At 71.6% G+C, this 19,812-nt stretch carries 6 protein-coding genes; 2 read left to right on the top strand and 4 right to left on the bottom strand.

Annotated features, from left to right (window positions below; genetic code table 11):
- Window positions 1–225 precede the first annotated feature (225 nt).
- Window positions 226–2,010, top strand: coding sequence for an FAD-binding dehydrogenase (locus ACX28W_RS40715; protein ID WP_459005162.1), 1,785 nt, complete (start codon window positions 226–228; stop codon window positions 2,008–2,010).
- A 99-nt stretch (window positions 2,011–2,109) separates the two neighbouring features.
- Here the strand turns inward: ACX28W_RS40715 and ACX28W_RS40710 are convergent, their stop codons facing one another.
- The 4 genes from ACX28W_RS40710 to ACX28W_RS40695 form a co-directional block, all read right to left on the bottom strand.
- A complete protein-coding gene (locus ACX28W_RS40710) occupies window positions 2,110–3,450 on the bottom strand; it encodes a lysine N(6)-hydroxylase/L-ornithine N(5)-oxygenase family protein (protein WP_459005161.1) in 1,341 nt (446 codons plus the stop codon).
- Between the two features lie 104 nt (window positions 3,451–3,554).
- On the bottom strand, window positions 3,555–4,589 hold the full coding sequence (locus tag ACX28W_RS40705; protein WP_459005160.1) for an ABC transporter ATP-binding protein: 1,035 nt from the start codon (window positions 4,587–4,589) through the stop codon (window positions 3,555–3,557).
- A 4-nt stretch (window positions 4,590–4,593) separates the two neighbouring features.
- A complete protein-coding gene (locus ACX28W_RS40700) occupies window positions 4,594–5,682 on the bottom strand; it encodes a FecCD family ABC transporter permease (RefSeq protein ID WP_459005159.1) in 1,089 nt (362 codons plus the stop codon).
- Window positions 5,683–5,684: 2 nt separating this feature from the next.
- On the bottom strand, window positions 5,685–6,710 hold the full coding sequence (locus ACX28W_RS40695) for a FecCD family ABC transporter permease (RefSeq protein ID WP_459005158.1): 1,026 nt from the start codon (window positions 6,708–6,710) through the stop codon (window positions 5,685–5,687).
- 176 nt (window positions 6,711–6,886) lie between these two features.
- Between ACX28W_RS40695 and ACX28W_RS40690 the strand changes: the two genes are divergently transcribed.
- Window positions 6,887–19,812: amino acid adenylation domain-containing protein (locus ACX28W_RS40690; RefSeq protein WP_459005157.1), on the top strand; the 12,926-nt coding region annotated here is incomplete at its 3' end.

Genomic DNA, 19,812 nt, shown 5'->3' with positions numbered 1-19,812 from the left:
CGCACGTTCTCTCCGTCCGCACGCTGTCGCCGGGCCACAACGGAGCGGTGATCACGTTGGCGCCCGGCCACTACCACATTGCTGTGACGACCTGATTCCCTGTGGGCTACCGACGGTAACAGTGCAGTCGTCGCAAGAACATCCCTCGTATCTGCCGCACCCTCCGTACCGCCCTGCACCCTCCGTACCGCTCCGCACCCTCCGCACCCCTCCGGAAGGCAGCCCATGGAGAATTCGCCATCCCCGGCCGTCATCAGCCGTCGCCGCGCCCTGACGGTGGCAGGGGGCGTGCTCGCCGGTGCCGCCCTCGCACAGACCGCACCCGCCTTCGCCGCCTCGGCGGGCACGGACGCCGACGCGATCGTGGTCGGCGGCGGGCTCGCCGGTCTGGTCGCGACGGCCGAACTGGCGGCCGCCGGCCGCAAGGTGCTGCTCCTCGACCAGGAGCCGGAGAGCAATCTCGGCGGGCAGGCGTTCTGGTCCTTCGGCGGTCTGTTCCTCGTCGACTCCGCCGAGCAGCGGCTGATGGGCATCAAGGACTCCCACGAACTGGCGTGGCAGGACTGGCAGGGCACCGCCGGTTTCGACCGCGGTGTCACCGATCCTCTCGGCCAGGACCACTGGGCCCACAAGTGGGCCGAGGCGTATGTGGACTTCGCGGCCGGGGAGAAGCGGTCCTGGCTCTACGGGCTCGGAGTGCGCTGGTTCCCGATCGTCGGCTGGGCCGAGCGCGGCGGCGGCCTCGCGGACGGGCACGGCAACTCCGTCCCCCGTTTCCATGTCACCTGGGGCACCGGTCCGGCCGTGGTCGAACCGTTCGAGAAGAAGGTGCGGGCCGCGGTGGCGGACGGCAAGGTGACGTTCAAGTTCCGGCACCGCGTCGACGAGGTCGTCCGCACGGGCGGTGCGGTCACCGGCGTCCGCGGGGCGGTCCTGGAGCCGAGCGACGCGGCCCGCGGCAAGGCCAGTTCGCGCACCGTGGTCGGCGACTTCGAGCTGCGCGCGCCGGTGGTGATCGTCACCTCCGGCGGCATCGGCGCCAATCACGATCTCGTACGGCAGAACTGGCCGGCCCGGCTGGGGACCCCACCCAAGTCCATGATCACCGGGGTGCCCGCGCACGTGGACGGCCGGATGCTCGCGATCACGGAGAAGGCGGGCGGGCGGATCGTCAACCCCGACCGGATGTGGCACTACACCGAGGGACTTCGCAACTACGACCCGATCTGGGCCCATCACGGCATTCGCATCCTGCCCGGCCCGTCGTCCCTGTGGTTCGACGCCACCGGCAAACGCTTCTCCGCCCCCGACCTTCCCGGCTACGACACCCTCCACACCCTCAAGTCGATCACCGACACCGGCTACGACTACTCGTGGTTCGTCACGACGCAGAAGATCATCGCGAAGGAGTTCGCGCTGTCCGGGTCGGAGCAGAACCCGGACCTCACCAACAAGGACATCTGGATGCTTCTCTCGCGGATCTGGCAGACGCCCGAGCCGATCGAGAGATTCAAGAACAACGGAGTCGACTTCGTCGTCGCCTCCACGCTTCCCGAACTGGTCACCGGGATGAACAAGTTGACCGGGGACGATCTCATCGACCTGGCCGACCTCAAACGGCAGATCGACGCCCGGGACCGGGAGATCGACAACCCGTACACCAAGGACGTTCAGGTGATGGGGATCCGTAACGCGCTCGCCTACACCGGGGACTCGCTCAGCCGTACCGCCGCGATCCACAAGATCCTGGATTCCAGCGCCGGACCGCTGATCGCCGTACGGCTGAACATCCTCACCCGCAAGACGCTCGGCGGTCTCCAGACCGACCTGTCCGGCCGTGTCCTCGATGCGACCGGCACCCCGGTTCCCGGCCTGTACGCGGCCGGTGAGGTCGCGGGGTTCGGCGGTGGCGGGGTGCACGGGTACCGCTCCCTGGAGGGTACGTTCCTCGGCGGTTGTCTGTTCTCCGGCCGCCAGGCCGGCCGAGCGGCGGCCGCCGCCACCGCATAGGTGTCTCTGGAACCGTGAACACTTTCCGCGAAAGTGTTCACGGTTCCAGAGAAGGGCCGGTCGGAAGGGTCGGTCAGAAAAGGGCCGGTCGCAGAAGGGTCAGACGGTGGCCCGGCCGGTGGCCCGGCGCGCGACCAGGGAGTCGCGGATCTCGCCGGCGCGGATCGCCGTGGTGGACAGCAGGGTCGAGGTCAGCCCGTGGGTGTGCTCGGTGCCGCCCTGGAGGTAGATGCCCGCGGTCACCTCGGCCGCGACCTCCACCCGGTGATCGCGGCCGACGCGGACGTCGTCGCCGTCGTCGCGCAGGCAGAGCTTCGCGGAGTCACCGAGCAGGGCGCCGATGTCCCGGGAACGGTAGCCGGTGGCATGGACGAGCAGGTCGGCCTCCATGACCTGCCGTTCGCCCGTGGGCAGGAACTCCACGGCGACGTCGAGTCGGTCGGGGTGCTCGCGCACGTCGCGGATGCGGGAGACGTTGAGGAACCGCAGTCGTTCCCGGCCGTGCACCTTCTCGCGGTAGGCGGTCGAGTAGAGGGCCTCGATCAGGTCCATGTCGACGACCGAGTAGTTGGTGGAGCGGTGGTAGTCGACGAGGGACTGTTTGACCTCGGGAGGGGACGAGAAGTACACGTCCACGGCCTCGGGGTCGAAGATCCGGTTGGCGAAGGGACTGTCGTCGGCGGGGGTGTACCCGTACTTCGCGAAGACGGCGCAGACCTCCGCGTCGGGGAACGTGCGGTGGAGGTAGTCCACCGCCTCCGCGGCGCTCTGACCGGCGCCGAGCACGACGGCCCGGCGCACCGGGGTGTCCCTGGCGGCCAGTTCGGCGACGTTCGGGATCAACTGGCTGTTGTGCCAGACGCGTTCGGACAGGACGGTGCCGGGCGGCAGATGGGGTTCGAGGCCGACGGCCACACTGATGTTGCGGGCCCGGTGGGTCACGGTGCGGGCCGGGTCGTCCGGGTGACGGCAGGTCACGTCCAGGTAGGACACCTCGCCGTCGTCCCCGCGTACGGGGGAGACGGACAGCACCTGGCAGGAGTACTCGACGAGGTGGCGCACCCTGGCGGCGGCCCACTCGAAATAGTCGTGGAACTCGGCGCGGAGCGGGAAGAGTGTCTTCTGGTTGAGAAAGTCGACCAGTCGGCCCCGCTCCCGTAGATAGCACAGGAAGCTGAAGTCACTGGTGGGGTTCCGCATGGTGACCAGGTCCTTCAGGAAGGACACCTGCATGGTCGCGTCGTCGATGAGCATGCCCCGGTGCCAGCCGAAGCTCGGCTGCCGTTCCAGGAAGAGTGCCTTGAGCCGTTGGCTTTCGGGAAGCTTCGTGTTGTGTTCGTCAATGGCGATGGAGAGTGCCAGATTTGACGGACCGAAGCCTATTCCGAGGACGTCGTGAATGCTGTCCGGTTCGCAGTGCGGTGCTTTCACCGTGGACATCGCCTCCCTCAGCGAGCCATATCGTAGATAAGGTAAGCCTTACCTTGCAATGGCCTGTGAGGGGTGACCGGATGACCAGGTGTCAGTTGCGGTGGAAGTCCTTGTTAAACCTCGTCATTCCATCCGGCCGGAACCGCGTCGTGATGGCGGCCCATCGGAATCACCAGCGGCGTGCCGCTGACCGGGTCGGTGACGACCTGGCAGCGCAGATCGAAGACGTCCTCGACGGTGGCCGCGGTGATGACGTCGGCCGGTGGCCCCTCGGCGACGATGCGGCCGGACTTCATGGCGATGACGTGATCGGCGTACCGACAGGCCTGGTTGAGGTCGTGCAGCACCATCACCACCGTGCGGTGTTCCCGCCGGTTGAGGTCGGTGATGAGGTCGAGTACGTCGATCTGGTGGGCCAGGTCGAGATAGGTGGTCGGCTCGTCGAGGAGCAGCACGGGAGTGCCCTGGGCCACGGCCATCGCGATCCACGCGCGCTGGCGCTGCCCGCCCGACAACTCGTCCACGGCACGGTCGGACAGGTCGGTCAGATTCGTCGCCGCCAGGGCCTCGTGCACCGCGAACTCGTCGGCTTTCGACCACTGCCGCCACCAGGTCTGGTGCGGTGAACGCCCCCGGCTGACCAGGTCGATGACGGTCAGCCCCTCCGGTGCCACCGGCGTCTGCGGGAGAATCCCGAGCCGCTGTGCCAGTTCCCGGGCCGGTATGGAGCGCAGCGCCCGGCCATCCAGGTGTACGGCCCCCTGGCGAGGCGTCAGCAGCCGGGCCAGGGCGCGCAACAGCGTCGACTTGCCGCAGGCGTTGGCTCCGACGATGGCGGTGATCCGGCCGGTGGGCACCTCCAGGTCGAGGTCCTCGACGACCAGTCGATGGTCGTACGCCAGATGCAGACCACTCGCGTTGAGTTCGGGCCCCGGCTCGGAGGCGGTGGTGGTGGTCGTGGTCGTACGGGAAACGGAACCGGTGGTGATCGTGGTGGTCGTCGTGGTGGTTGTCCGGGAATCGGAAGGGAAACCGGAACCCGAACCTGTGGTGATCGGCGCCGTTGTCCCGGAGGCAGGGCCCGTCTCGTGCTCCGTGGAGGTGTCCGAGCCGGGGCGTGGCAGCGGGCCGGGGGTGGTGGTTGCCATGCGTTCAGCCTCCTGAGCCCGCGCGGTTGGCGCGGATGAGCAGCCAGAGCAGCACCGGCGCGCCGAGGACGCCGGTGACGATCCCGACCGGCAGTTCGGTGCCGGAGATCGCTTCACGTGCGATGAGGTCGGAGCCGAGGACGACGAGCGCCCCGGTGAGTCCGGCGGCGACCGGCGGTGGCCATGCAGTGCCGGCCAGGCGTTGGGCGATCTGCGGGGCGGCGAGCGCGACGAAGGCGACCGGTCCCGCGGCCGCCGTGCCGAAGGCGATCAGGCCGACCCCGGTCAGCAAGAGCGCGAGCCGTACCGGTTGGACGCGGGTGCCGAGCCCGGCGGCCACGTCGTCGCCGAGCTGTAGGACGCGCATCTGGCGGCCCAGTGCCAGGGCCAAGGGAACGAGGACGGCCATCGCGACGGCGAGTGTGGTGACCATGTCCCAGGTACGGCCGTTGAGGTTGCCGACCAGCCAGCCGACGGCCGCCTCCGCCGCGAACCGCTGGCCCCTGGCGAGCAGGAAGTCGGTGGCGCTGGTGCAGATCCACGACACCCCGATGCCGACCAGGATGATGCGGTAGCCGGTGGCTCCGTGCTTCCAGGCCAGCGCGTACACGACCAGGGCCGTGGCCAGGGCGCCGAGCAGACCGAGGCCCTGGGTGCCGAGGCCGCCGTCCCAGCCGAGCACGATGCCCGCCACCACGGCCGTCCCGGCGCCCTGGGTCAGACCGATCATGTCCGGGCTGGCCAGCGGGTTGCGGGTCATCGTCTGGAACACCGCTCCGGAGATCCCGAAGGCGATGCCCACCAGCAACCCGGTCAGGGCGCGGGGCAGCCGCAGGTCCTGTACGACGATCACGGTGCTGGGGTCGCCGACGCCGGCCAGCGCCTTGACCACGTCGGTGAAACCGATCGGATAGTCGCCGAGGGTGACTCCCCAGCAGAACAGCAGGAACACCGCGCCGGTCAGCGCGGCGCAGACCGCGATCAGCCGCGGCCGCAGCACGCCGGAGACGGGCGGGGCGACGAGCCGGAAGGTCTTGCGCACCCTGGACGCGCGGGGAGTCGTCGGGGCGGCGGGCGTGGTGAGTGCGGGCATGCTCACACCTCCGCGAGCTTGCGTCGGCGGACCAGGGCGATGAAGAACGGGCCTCCGATGAACGCGACGAGCACCCCGGCCTGGATTTCCAGCGGCCGGTCCACCAGGCGTCCGAGGATGTCGGCGGCGAGCAGCAGACAGGGGGCGAGGGCCGCGGAGAGCGGGAGCAGCCATCGGTGGTCGGGGCCGAGTCCGGCCCGCTGGGCCAGAATCCGCGCGAGGTGCGGCACGACCAGTCCGAGGAAGACGACCGGGCCGATGACGGCGACCGACGCGCCGGTGAGCAGCATGACCGCGGTGACGCCCTGGAGTCGTACGAGACCGAGCCGCCGCCCGAGCGAGGCGGCCACGTCGTCGCCGAGGGCCAGGCTGTTGAGCGCGGGCGCGGAGGCGATGGCGAGGACCGCGCCGACGGCGAGGAAGGGCAGGAGCCGCAGCACCACCCCGCCGTCCTGGCCGGCGAGAGAGCCCGCCGACCAGAAGCGGAAGCGGTCGAGGGCGTCGGGGTTGGTGAGGACGACGGCGCTGGTGAGTGAGGAGAGCAGCGAGGTGATGGCCACTCCGGCCAAGGCGAGCTTGACCGGTGTGGCGCCGGAGCGCCCCAGCCTGCCGAGCAGGAAGACCACCACGCTGGCGACGAGGGCCCCGGCGAAGGCGAACCACACATACCCGTACAGGGATCCGACTCCGAGTACCGCGACGGCAACCACGATGGCGAAGGCGGCGCCCGCGCTGACGCCGAGGATCCCGGGGTCGGCGAGGGGGTTGCGGGTCAGGGCCTGCATGAGGGCGCCGGACAGTCCGAGTGCGGCTCCGGTGGCCAGTCCGAGCGCGGTGCGCGGGACGCGTACCGACCAGATCACGTCCTCGACGGTCTGGCTCGGCGGATCGCCGAACACGGTCCGGATGACCTGGGTCGGAGGAATGTTCAGAGCGCCGAGGCCGATCGACAGCAGGCACAGGAGGGCCAGGACGGTGAGGATCAGGCCCACGAGCAGAGTGGGGCGCAGTCCGCCCGCCCGGGTCACCGGCCTTGCTCCACGGTCAACTCCCTTAGGTTAGGCGGCCCTTAACTGTACCGCCCTGAGCTGTGGGGTTCTCGTCCCCGAGAAGGTCTATCTAGTTAGGTAATCCTTACCTTAATATGGCGACCGGTCGGGGCTCGAACGAGCTGGTTCGGCATGTTTTGGGAGGCGCGGCACCTGTGTCGGGTAACTCGAGTGACGAAGAACTGGCGGCGCCGACGGCGGAATTCTGGCGTGGACAACTCGTTCCACTGCCTTCCGAAGCCGTCCTTCCCGTCGATTTCCCCTATCCGCAGCACGCCGCCGGTCACACACTGACCCGCACTCGCGCGCTCGCCGCCATCGCCCCCGATGCCACCTTGTTCGCCGCGTACGCCGCGCTCCTGCACCGCTACGGCGGTCGCGTGGGCGAACTCGCCATAGCTCACGGCGGGTTGCCGATACGTATCGCGCTCCACGACGACACCCCGTTCGCGGAACTCGCCGCGCGCACCGCCACCGCCTGCGCGCAGGGCGCCGCCCACCGGGTCCCGCTGTCCGCGCTCACCGCACTGCTCGATCCTGAACCCACCCGCGGCGGAGGCGTGTTCTGCAACACCGGGTTCACCACCGGCCCGGAATCGGCGGAGCTGTGGGACGGCGGTCCGCTGGATCTCGTCCTGCGCGTCGGCGGGGGCGAGGTAGGCGCGACGTACCGGACGGATCTCTTCGCGGCCGAGACCGTCGACCGGCTGCTCGGTCACTACGCGACCCTGCTGACGGATGCCCTGGCCCGCCCCGGCGCCACCGTCGGCGACCTGGCACTTCTCGGCGACGAGGAACGCCACCGGATCCTCGTCGAATGGAACGACACCGAGCACCACGTGCCCGCCGCTACCTGGCCGGAGATGTTCGCCGCGCAGGTCGAGGCCCGCCCGGACGCCGTGGCCCTCGTCTTCGCCGACACCCGGCTCACCTACGCCGAACTCGACGAGCGCGCGGCACGCCTCGCCCATGCCCTCGTCGCACGGGGTGCGGGACCCGAGAAGGTGGTCGCCCTCGCCGTGCCGCGCTCGGCCGAACTGATCGTCGCCGAGGTCGCCGTCCTCAAGTCCGGTGCCGCCTATCTGCCCATCGACACCGACTACCCGGCCGACCGCATCGCGTACATGCTCACCGACGCCGACCCGGTCTGCCTCGTCACCACCGCGGAGGTGGCCGCCGACCTGCCGCCGGACACCGACCTGCTGATCCTCGACGCCCCGGACACGACGGCCGAACTCGCGCGTCACCCGGCCCACGGCCCCGAACTGCGCGGGGAGTTGACGGTCGCCAACGCCGCGTACGTCATCTACACCTCCGGCTCGACCGGCCGCCCCAAGGGCGTCGTCCTGTCCCACGCGGGCGTCGCGAAGCTCGTCGCCACCCAGAGCGAACGCTTCGGCATCGGTGCGCACAGCCGGGTTCTGCAGTTCGCCTCGCCCAGCTTCGACGTGGCCTTCTGGGACCTGTGCCTCGGTCTGCTCTCCGGCGGCCGGCTCGTCGTCGTACCGGCCGAGCTGCGGGTGCCCGAAGCGCCGCTCGCCGACTACGCGAACGCCAACGGCATCACGTTCATGATCCTGCCGCCCGCCCTGCTCGCCGCCCTGCCCGACGACGTACAACTGCCGCCACAAGCAACCCTGTTGGCGGGAACCGAACGGGTATCGCCGGAACTGGTCGGGCGCTACGCCCGCGGCCGCATGATGTTCAACGCGTACGGTCCGACCGAGGCCACCACCAACTCCACCCTCGGCCGGTGCGACCCCGACACCCCCGCCGGCAGCATCGTGCCCATCGGTGTCCCGGACCCGGGCACGCGCGCCTACGTACTGGACGGCAGGCTGAAGCCCGTCCCCGCCGGAGTCCCCGGCGAGCTGTACCTCGGCGGCGCCGGACTCGCCCGCGGCTACCTCGGCCGGCCCGACCTCACCGCCGAGCGATTCGTCGCCGACCCCTTCGGGGCACCCGGCGAACGCCTCTACCGCACCGGCGACCTGGTCCGCTGGAAAGCCGACGGGCGCCTGGAGTTCCTCGGCCGGGCCGACAGCCAGGTCAAGATCCGCGGCTTCCGCATCGAGCCCGGCGAGATCGAGTCCGTGCTGCGCTCCCACCCCGCCGTCGCCCAAGCGGCCGTCGTCGTCCGCGAGGACCGGCCCGGCGACCGGCGGCTCGCCGCGTACGTCGTGCCCTCGCTGGAGGCCTCCGCGGACGGCACGACGGAGGTCACCGAATGGAAGGACCTGCACGAACTCCTCTACGCCGCCGCCGGATCCGAGGGCTTCCAGGAGAACTTCGCCGGCTGGAACAGCATGTACGACGGGCTGCCCATCCCGCTCGCCGAGATGCGCGAGTGGCGAGCGGCCACGGTGGACGCCATCGCGGCGCTCCGGCCGCGCCGCGTCCTGGAGATCGGTGTCGGCAGCGGCCTGCTCCTGTCACGCATCGCACCGGACTGCGACGCCTATTGGGGCACCGACCTCTCCGACGAGGCCATCCGCGCCCTCCAGGCCCAGGTCGGGACCGTCCCCGGCCTCGCCGACCGGGTCGAACTGCTGGCCCGCCCCGCGCACGACACCACCGGTCTGCCCGAGGGGTACTTCGACACCGTCGTCCTCAACTCCGTCGCCCAGTACTTTCCGAGCGCCGACTACCTGACGGACGTACTGCGCCAAGTCCGCCGTCTGCTCGCCCCGGGCGCCTCGGTGTTCGTGGGCGACGTACGCAATCTGCGGCTGCTGCGCACCCTGCGCGCCGCCGTGGAGAGCCGCCGGGCGGACAGCGCGGAGGGCGCGGCGCGGGGCACGGACGACAAGGAGGCCCTGCGCGCCGCCGTGGACCGGTCGGTGGCCTGGGAGGGCGAACTGCTCCTCGACCCCGACTTCTTCACCGCCCTGGAGGGCTTCACCGCCGACGTACGCGTCAAGCGCGGCGCCCACCACAACGAACTGACGCGCTACCGCTACGACGTGGTGCTGCGGCCCCTCGCAGAACCCGCGCCCGGTGCGGGAGGTCAGGCGCCCTCCCCGGTCGAGGAGCTGGCCTGGTCCGGCCCCGCCACCCTGGACGCCCTCGCCGACCGGCTGGCAGCCGACGGCGGGCCCGACCGGCTGCGCGTCACCGGCATCCCCAACGCCCGGCTCGCCGAAGACCTCGCCGCGCTCGGTTCGCTGGACGACAGCAGCCGCCCGCCCGCCGACGCGGTCGACCCCGAAGCACTGCGCGAACTGGCCGCACGGCACGGCCACCGCGCCGCCGTCACCTGGAACGGAACCGCCGAGGACGGCGGACTCGACGCCGTGTTCGCCCGCGGCGACACCCCCTTCGGCACGCTGTACCGGCCCGGCACCGGCCACCACCCGCACGCCAACCGTCCCGCGCCGTTCCGCGACGTGAGCGCACTGATGCGGACCCTGCGCGGGTACGCCGCCGAGTGGCTGCCCGAGTACATGGTCCCGGCCGCACTCGTCCCCCTCGACCGGCTGCCGGTCACCCCCAGCGGCAAGCTGGACGGCGCCGCACTGCCCGTACCCGACTACGCCGCCCTCAGCTCGGGCCGCGCCCCGCGCGACGCCCGCGAGGAACTGCTGTGCGGCCTGTACGCCCAGGCGCTGGGCCTCAGGTCGGTCACCGTCGACGACGACTTCTTCGCCCTCGGCGGGGACAGCATCATCGCCATCCAGCTGCTGATCCGCGCCCGCCGCGCGGGCGTGACGCTGACCCCGCGGGACGTCTTCCGGCACCGTACGGTCGCCGAACTCGCCCAGGTCGTCGAAGGGGAAACGGCCGCGAACACCGACGGCGTCGACGACACGCCGCTGGTGCGGCTCACCGACGCCGAACTCGCCGCGCTCCAGGGCGAGCACCCGGTCACCGTCGAGGACCTGCTGCCGCTCGGCCCGCTCCAGGAGGGCTTCTACTTCCACGCGCTGGTGGACGGCTCCGACCGCGACGCCTACGTCGTCCAGCAGGTCGTCGAACTGGTCGGCCCGGTCGACGTCGCCGCCCTGCGCCGCGCCGCCCAGCGACTGCTGGACCGGCACGCCCCGCTGCGCGCCTGCTTCCGGCAGCTCACCGACGGCCGCCCGGTGCAGATCACCGCCCGGGGAGTGGAGCTGCCCTGGCACGAGGTGGACCTGTCCGCGCAGGACGCCGCGGTCCGGCACACGCTCGCCGACGCCGTCGCCGCCGACGAACGCGCCCGCCGCTTCGACCTCGCCCACCCCCCGCTGCTGCGCTGCGCGCTGGTCCGGCTCGGCGACGAACAAAGCCAACTCATCCTGACGTTTCATCACATCGTGGCCGACGGCTGGTCGTTGCCGGTACTGCACCGCGAACTCATGGCCTTGTACGGGGACATGCCCGCCCCGCTGCCGGAAGTCGCCTCCTACCGCGACTATCTGCGCCTGCTCGCGGCGGCGGACCGCGAGGCCGCGCGCGAGGCCTGGCGCACCGCCCTCGCCGGGCTCGACGAGCCCACCCGGCTGGTCGAGGCGCCCGCGGACGGCGCACCCGTCGAGCCCGCGCAGATCCGGGTCGAACTGTCCGAGCGGGTCACCGCCCGGCTGGCGGCCCGCGCCCGCGAGCACGGAGTGACGCTCGGCACCGTGGTGCAGGGCGCGTGGGGTCTGCTGCTGGGTCGGCTGACCGGGCGTCAGGACGTCGTCTTCGGTACGACCGTCTCAGGGCGGGACGCCGCCGTGGACGGCATCGAGTCGATGGTAGGCCTGTTCATCAACACCCTGCCGACACGCCTGCGTTGGCAGCCCGCGGACACGCTCGGCCACCTTCTGAGCCGTCTTCAGGACGAGCAGGGCGCGCTGCTCGGCCACCAGCACCTCGGCCTCTCCGAAGTCCAGCGTGTCGCGGGCCTCGCGGGCGACGGCGAGCTCTTCGACACCCTCGTCGTCTTCGAGAACTACCCGGCCGAGCCGGGCCTCACCGATCCCTCCGGCACGATCCGGATCACCGGACACGCCTTCCACGACGCGGTCCACTATCCACTCGCCCTGATCGTCAAGCCCGGCCGCCGCCTCGATCTGCGGCTCAAGCACCACGCCCAACGGCTCGGCACCAAGGCCGTGCGGGCCCTCGCCGACCGGCTCACCCTCGTTCTGCGCGCCCTCGCCGACGACCCCGGCCGCACCGTGGCCGACCTCGACCTGCTCTCCCCGCAGGAGCGCACCACCGCCCACCTCACCGGCGCCGCCCGGCCCGTCCCGGAGACCACGCTCGCCGCCGACTTCGAGGCGCGGGCGGCCCGCACCCCGGATGCCGTCGCCGTCGTCTTCGACGCCGACACCCTGACCTACGCCGAACTGGACGCGCGCGCCGACGCCGTCGCTCGTCGGCTGAAGTCGCGCGGCGCGGGTCCGGGGCAGTTCGTCGCCGTCGCCGTGCCGCGCTCGACGGAGCTGATGGTCGCCCTGCTCGGCGTACTCAAGTCCGGTGCCGCCTATCTGCCGGTCGACCTCGACTACCCGGCCGACCGGGTGGCGTACATGCTGGCCGACTCGGGTGCGAGCACGGTGGTGACCACCGCGGCCGACGAGGAGCGACTCCCGTACGCCGACGGCCTCACGGCACTCGTCGTGGACGAACTGTATGAGCCGCATGAGCCGCACGAACTACATGAACCACACGAACTACATGAACCACACGAGCCGCACGAGGAAGCCCCCGCCACCCCCGCCGATCCGGACGACCCCGCCTATCTGATCTACACCTCCGGCTCCACGGGCCGCCCCAAGGGCGTGGTCGTCACCCACCGGGCCGTCGTCAACCGCCTCGCGTGGATGCAGGGCGAGTACGGGCTCACCCCGGACGACCGGGTGCTCCAGAAGACGCCGTCCAGCTTCGACGTGAGCGTCTGGGAGTTCTTCTGGGCGCTGCGCGAGGGCGCCACCGTCGTCCTCGCCAAGCCGGACGGACACCGCGACCCCGCCTATCTCGCCGACCTGATCCGTGAACAGCACGTCACCACCCTGCACTTCGTACCGTCGATGCTCGAAGCCTTCCTGGGCGCGGACGAGGTGACGGCCGATCCCACGTGGGCGGCCGGCCTGCGCCGGGTGTTCAGCAGCGGCGAGGCGCTGGCGGGGGAGACCGCCGCGCGCTGGCGTGCCCTGACCGGCGTACCCCTGGACAACCTGTACGGGCCGACCGAGGCCGCGGTGGACGTCACCCACCACGCCTACGACGGTGAGCCCACGACCACCGTGCCGATCGGCCGACCGGTGTGGAACACCGGGCTGCGGATCCTGGACGTATGCCTGCGCCCGGTCCCGGCCGGGGTCCCCGGTGAGCTGTATCTGACGGGTGTCCAGCTGGCCCGCGGCTATCACGGGCGCGCGGCACTCACCGCCGACCGCTTCGTCGCCGACCCGTACGCCGAGACGCCGGGCGCCCGCATGTACCGCACCGGAGACCTGGTGCGACGGCGCGAGGACGGCACGGTCGAGTACCTGGGCCGCACCGACCGCCAGGTCAAACTGCGCGGCAACCGCATCGAACTCGGCGAGATCGAGGCCGCGCTCAGCCGCCATCCGCAGGTGTCGCAGGCCGCCGTGCTGGTACGCGAGCAGCGGCTCGTCGCCTACGTCGTCCCCGGCGCCCTCGCCCTCGACACCCTCGCCCTGCGCACCGCCTTGGCCGAGGCGCTGCCCGCCCCCCTGGTCCCGGACGCCTACGTCGTCCTCGACGCGCTCCCCCTCACCCCCAGCGGCAAGCTGGACCGCGCCGCACTGCCCGCCCCCGAGGCGGAACGCGCCGCCGTCCGGCGGGCTCCGGCCGGGGAGCGGGAACGCGTGCTGACGGAGATCTTCGCGTCCGTGCTCGGTCTCGAAGACACCGGCCCGGACGACGACTTCTTCCTGCTCGGCGGCGACAGCATCCGCTCGATCAGCGTCTCCAGCCGGGCCCGGGCCGCGGGCCTGGAGCTCAGCCCGCGCGAGGTGTTCGAACACCGCACCCCCGCCGCCCTCGCCCTGGCCGCCACCCTCACCGCGGCCCCGGCCGAACCGAGCGCCGGGCACGACACACTCGACCTCACCGACGAGGAGACCGCACACGTCCACCGGCTCGCCCCGGGCGACGTCGCCGACATCTGGCCGCTGGCCCCCCTCCAGGAGGGCCTGTTCTTCCACTCCATGTACGACGACGGCGCGTTGGACGTCTACACCGTCCACGAGACCTTCGACTTCGCCGACCGGGTCGACGCCGGCCGGCTGCGTGCCGCCGCCCGCGCCCTGCTGGTCCGCAACCCGAGCCTGCGCGCCGGGTTCACCAGCGACGGGCTGCGCCAGCCGGTCCAGTTCATCGTCGACGCCCCCGAGATACCGCTCGACGTGGTGGACCTGTCCGCCCTCGCGGACGCCGAACAGGACGTACGACTGAGGGAGTTGACGGACGCCGAACGAACCCGCCGGTTCGACCTGGCGGCGCCCCCGCTGTTCCGGCTGCTGCTCGTGCGGCTCGGCGTGGACCGAGGCGACCGGCTCGTCATCGGCCGCCATCTGATCCTGTGGGACGGCTGGTCGGCCTGGCTCTTCCTGGACGAGCTCTTCGCGCTGTACGAGACCGGCGGCGACGCCTCCGCCCTGCCCCGGCCCGGCTCGTACCGCGACTACCTGACCTGGCTCGGCACCCAGGACGACACCACCGCGACCGCCGCCTGGCGGACCGCCCTGGCCGGTCTCGACGAGCCCACGCTGCTGGCCCCGGCCGCCGCCGACCGGGGCCTGGAGCCGGTCATCCCCGAGCAGCTGGACACCCTGCTCGGGGCCGAGCTGGGCGACCTGCTGCGCGAGACCGGACGCGCGCACGGGCTGACGCTCAACACCCTGCTCAACGCCGCCTGGGGACTCGCCCTGGCCTCGGCCACCGGCCGCACCGACATCGTCTTCGGCACCACCGTCGCCGGGCGGCCCAGCGAGGTCCCGGACGTCGAGAACGTCATCGGCATGTTCCTCAACACCGTGCCCGCCCGTATCGCGTACGACCCCACGGAACCGGTCCTCGACCTGCTGCGGCGCATCCAGAACCGGCGCCTGGAGCTGATGCCGTACGAGTATCTGGGCCTCGGCGTCCTCCAGGCGGAGACCGGCCACCGCAGGCTCTTCGACACGCTCTTCGTGCTGCGCGACAGCGACACGGGCGAGCGCCTGGAGCGGCTGCGCGAACGGTACGGCGCCCTTGCCGTGGCCAATGTCGACGCGACCCACTACCCGGTCAACCTCGTGGTCACGCCCGGCCCGCGCATCCGGGTCACCCTCTCCCACCGCGCCGACCTCGTCGGCCCCGAGCAGGCCCAGGATCTGCTGGACCGCTTCATCCTGCTGCTGGACCGGATGACCCGGGACCCGGCCGCCCCGGTCGGCGGACTCGACCCGCTGCTGCCCGCCGAGCACGCCGCACTGGAGTCGGCGTGGGCGGACAGCCGGGTGCCCGACCCCGAGGACACCATCGCCGACCTGCTCGCCGCGCAGGCCACGCGCACACCCGACGCGACCGCGCTGGTCGTCGGCGAGCGCGCGCTGACGTACGCCGAACTCGACGCCGCCGTCAACCGGACGGCCCGGCTGCTGCTGGACCACGGAGCCGGACCCGAGCGGGTGATCGCCCTCGGGCTGCCCCGCTCCATCGACATGGTCGTCGCCCTGTTCGCCGTACTGCGCACGGGCGCCGCCTATCTGCCGCTGGAACTGGACTACCCCGCGGACCGCCTCGCCCTGATGCTGGCGGACGCCCGCCCCTTGCTCCTGCTGACCACCCGGTCCGTGTCCGGGACCCTGGAGGGCGATCTCCCGCGCGTCCTGCTGGACGACCCGGGCGTGACGGCGGACCTGGCCGGCCGGCCGGACGGGCCGGTCACCGCCCGGTTCAGCCTGGAGCACCCCGCCTACGTCATCTACACCTCCGGCTCCACCGGCCGCCCCAAGGGCGTGGTCACGCCCTACCGCGGTCTGACGAACATGCAGCTCAACCACCAGAAGGAGATCTTCGAACCGGCCATCGCCTCGGCCGGCGGACGGCGGCTGCGCATCGCGCACACCGTGTCCTTCGCCTTCGACATGTCGTGGGAAGAGCTGCTGTGGCTCGTCGAGGGCCACGAAGTGCACGTCTGCGACGAGGAGCTGCGGCGCGACGCCGAGGCCCTGGTGGCGTACTGCGAGGCCCACCGGATCGACGTCGTCAACGTCACCCCCACCTACGCCCGCCTCCTCATCGAGGAAGGCCTGCTGGAAGGCCACGTACCGCCGCTCGTCCTGCTCGGCGGCGAGGCCGTCTCGGAGACGGTCTGGTCCCGGCTGCGCGACACGCACGGCGCGTACGGCTACAACCTGTACGGCCCGACCGAGTACACCATCAACACCCTCGGCGGCGGCACCCACGACAGCGACACCCCGACCGTCGGCCGCCCCATCCGCGGCACCCGCGCCCACCTCCTCGACGCCTGGCTGCGCCCCGTACCGGACGGTGTGCCCGGCGAGCTGTACATCGCCGGCATCGGCCTCGCCCGCGGCTACCTCGACCGGCCGGGCCTGACCGCCGAACGCTTCGTCGCCGACCCGTTCGGCACGCCCGGCGAGCGCATGTACCGCACCGGAGACCTGGTCCGCCGCCGCGCCGACGGCAACCTGGACTTCCTGGGCCGCACCGACGACCAGGTCAAGATCCGAGGCTACCGGGTCGAACTCGGCGAGATCGAGACCGCGCTCAGCCGCCATCCGCAGGTCTCCCAGGCCGCCGTACTGGTACGCGACGAGCGGCTGGTCGGCTATGTCGTGCCCGCCGACCTGAGCGAGGACGAGCGGGAGTCGGCCGAGCGGGCCCAGGTCGGCGAGTGGCAGGAGATCTACTCCGACGAGTACGAGGAGATCAACACCGCCGTCTTCACCGAGGAGTACGCCGGGTGGGACAGCTCGTACGACGGACAGCCCATCCCCTTCGACCACATGCACGAGTGGCGCGAGGCCACGGTCGACCGCATCCGCTCCCTCCGGCCGCGCCGCGTCCTCGAGATCGGCGTCGGCTCCGGGCTGCTGCTGTCCCGTCTCGCCCCGGACGCCGAGTCCTACTGGGCGACCGACTTCGCCGCCCCCGTCATCCGCAAGATCGGCGAAGAGCTGCTCCGCGACCCGGAGTTGGCGGCCAAGGTCGAACTGCGCTGCCGCCCGGCCGACGACCTGACCGGGCTTCCCGAGGGCTTCTTCGACACCGTCGTCATCAACTCCGTCATCCAGTACTTCCCCAGCATCGACTACCTGACCTCCGTCATCCACGGCGCGATGGACCTGCTGGCCCCCGGCGGCGCCCTGTTCGTCGGCGACGTCCGCAACCTGCGGCTCGCCCGCACCTTCCACATGGAGATCCAGCAGGCCCGGGGCACCGCCGAGGACGACAGGGGCCGGGCGGTCGAGCGCGGCCTGCGGCTGGAGAAGGAACTCCTCGTCGACCCCGACTACTTCACCGGCCTGGGCTACGGCGTCGACCTGCGCACCAAGAGGGGCCGCCACCACAACGAACTGACCCGGCATCGCTATGACGCGGTGCTGTACGCCGGCGAGGCCGATCTGCGGCTCGGCGACGAACCGGTGGTGGCGTGGGACCCGAACGTGCCCGAGCGGTTGCGCACCGAGCGGCCCGAGCGGCTGCGGATCACCTCGGTCCCCGACGGCCGGACGGCCACGGACGGTGTGGACCCCGAGGAACTGCACGATCTCGGCGCCCGGCTGGGCTATCGGGTGCTGACCACATGGTCGAGTGAAGGGGGCACGTTCGACGCCCTGTTCGTCACCGAGGGCGACTTCCGGGTGGTCGGCGGGCTGTACACGCCGGGCGGCGGCACCGCGCCCTACGCCAACAACCCCACCGCGGCACGCGACGCCGGCGCCCTCGTACGGCGCCTGCGCGAGGACCTGAAGCGCGATCTGCCCGACTACATGGTCCCGGCCGCCTTCGTCACCCTCGACCGGCTGCCGATGAACGACAACGGCAAGCTCGACACCAGGGCTCTGCCCGACGCCGAACCCGCCGTCGCACTGGGTGGCGGTCGCGGCCCGCGCACCCCGCGTGAAGAGGTGCTGTGCCGGCTGTTCGGCGAGGTGCTGGGACTGCCGGCATCCGTCGGCGCCGAGGACAACTTCTTCGACCTGGGCGGCCACTCGCTGCTCGCCACCCGACTGGTCAGCCGGGCCCGTACCGAACTGGGCGCCGAACTCGCCATCCGCGACCTCTTCGAGGCCCCGACGCCCGCCCTGCTGGCCGGCCGCGCGGACGACGGCGGCAGGCCCACCCGCCCGGCGGTCGTCCCGGTGACGGAACGGCCCGCGCGGATCCCGTTGTCGGCGGCCCAGCGACGGCTGTGGCTGGTCGAGCGGATCACCGGCGGAGGCGTCGCGTACAACTTCCCGCTGGTCTTCCGGCTGCGCGGGGACCTGGACCTGGACGCGCTACGGATCGCGCTGCGCGATGTGGCCGCACGGCACGAGGCCCTGCGTACCCTCTTCGGCGAGCACGAAGGCGAGCCGTACCAGCGCATTCTGGCTCCGGAAGACGCCGAGCCGTCGTTCGCCGTGACCGACTGCGGCGAGGCCGAACTGCCCGGGCTGATCGAGACGGCCCAGCGGCGCCCCTTCGACCTGGCCCGCGAACTGCCCCTACGGGGCGAGGTGTTCAGGATCGCCCCGGCCGATCACGTCGTCGCCGTCGTCCTGCACCACATCGCCACCGACGAGTGGTCCGACCGCCCCTTCCTGCGCGAACTCGACACCGCCTACGAGGCCCGCGCGGCGGGCGGCGCACCGGGGTGGGCGCCGCTGCCTGTGCAGTACGCCGACTACTCGCTCTGGCAGGAACGGCTGCTGGACCAGGTCGAGGAACGCCAACTCGCCTATTGGCGGACCGCGCTGAACGGCCTGCCGGACGAGCTCGCCCTTCCCCTGGACCGCCCCCGCCCGGCCGAACCCACCGGCCGCGGCGGCACGGTCCGGATCGACATCCCGGCGGACGTCACCGCGGGCCTGCGCGAGCTGTCGGCAGACGCCGGGGCAAGCATGTTCATGCTGCTCCAAGCCGCCACCGCCACCCTCCTGCACCGGCTCGGCGCGGGCGACGACATCGCGCTCGGAGCCCCCGTCGCCGGACGCACCGATGCCGCCCTGGACGACCTCGTCGGCTTCTTCGTCAACACCCTCGTGCTCAGGACCGATCTGTCCGACGCCCCGTCCTTCACCGACCTGCTCGCCCGGGTACGGGAGTCCGCGCTGACCGCCTTCGAGCACCAGGACGTGCCCTTCGACCGGGTGGTCGAGGCACTGAACCCGCCCCGGGTGGTCGGCCGCAACCCGCTCTTCCAGGTCATGCTGGGCTACCATCACCGCCCGGACGGCGACCCCGACGTCCTCGGCATGCCCACCGAGTGGTTCGACATGGACACCGGGACGGCCAAGTTCGACCTCCACTTCACCTTCGTGGACGAGGCCGCGGAGGGCCGCCTGTCCCTGCTCCTGCACTACGCGACCGATCTCGTGGACCCCGGGACGGCGGAACGCCTGACGGAGCGTACGGTGCGGCTGCTCGCGCGGATCGCCGCCGACCCCTCCGTGCCGGTCACCGACCTCGACCTGCTCGACGCCGACGAGCGTCACCTCGTACTGCGCCAGTGGAACGACACCGGCTGCGAGGTGCCTGGCCTGACTCTGCCGGAGCTGTTCCGGGCCCAGGTGGCGGCGACGCCGGAGGGGACGGCGCTGGTTTTCGAGGGTGCTGCCCTGACGTACGCGGAGTTGGACGCGCGGGTCGAGCGGCTGGCGGGTGTGCTGTCCGGCATGGGGGTCGGTCCGGAGGGTGTGGTGGCGGTGTCGCTGCCGCGGTCGGTGGATCTGGTGGTCGCGTTGCTGGCTGTGCATCGGGCGGGTGCTGCTTACCTGCCGCTGGACGCGGATTATCCGGCCGAGCGGATCGCTTTCATGTTGGATGATGCCGAGCCGGTGTGTGTGATCGCGGACGGTCTGCCCGAGGGGCCGTGCGGTGAGCTGCCGAGGTCGTACGATCCGCGTCACCCGGCGTACGTGATCTACACCTC

The sequence above is a fragment of the Streptomyces sp. SD15 genome, assembly GCF_054462255.1.
Note: the sequence above shows the minus strand (reverse complement) of the source record. Positions and strands in the feature narration are given on the sequence as shown.

Coding starts and splice junctions, on each gene's coding strand:
- ACX28W_RS40705 (WP_459005160.1), bottom strand. CDS start 4,589: ATGGCAACCACCACCCCCGGCCCGCTGCCACGCCCCGGCTCGGACACC.
- ACX28W_RS40715 (WP_459005162.1), top strand. CDS start 226: ATGGAGAATTCGCCATCCCCGGCCGTCATCAGCCGTCGCCGCGCCCTG.
- ACX28W_RS40700 (WP_459005159.1), bottom strand. CDS start 5,682: ATGCCCGCACTCACCACGCCCGCCGCCCCGACGACTCCCCGCGCGTCC.
- ACX28W_RS40710 (WP_459005161.1), bottom strand. CDS start 3,450: ATGTCCACGGTGAAAGCACCGCACTGCGAACCGGACAGCATTCACGAC.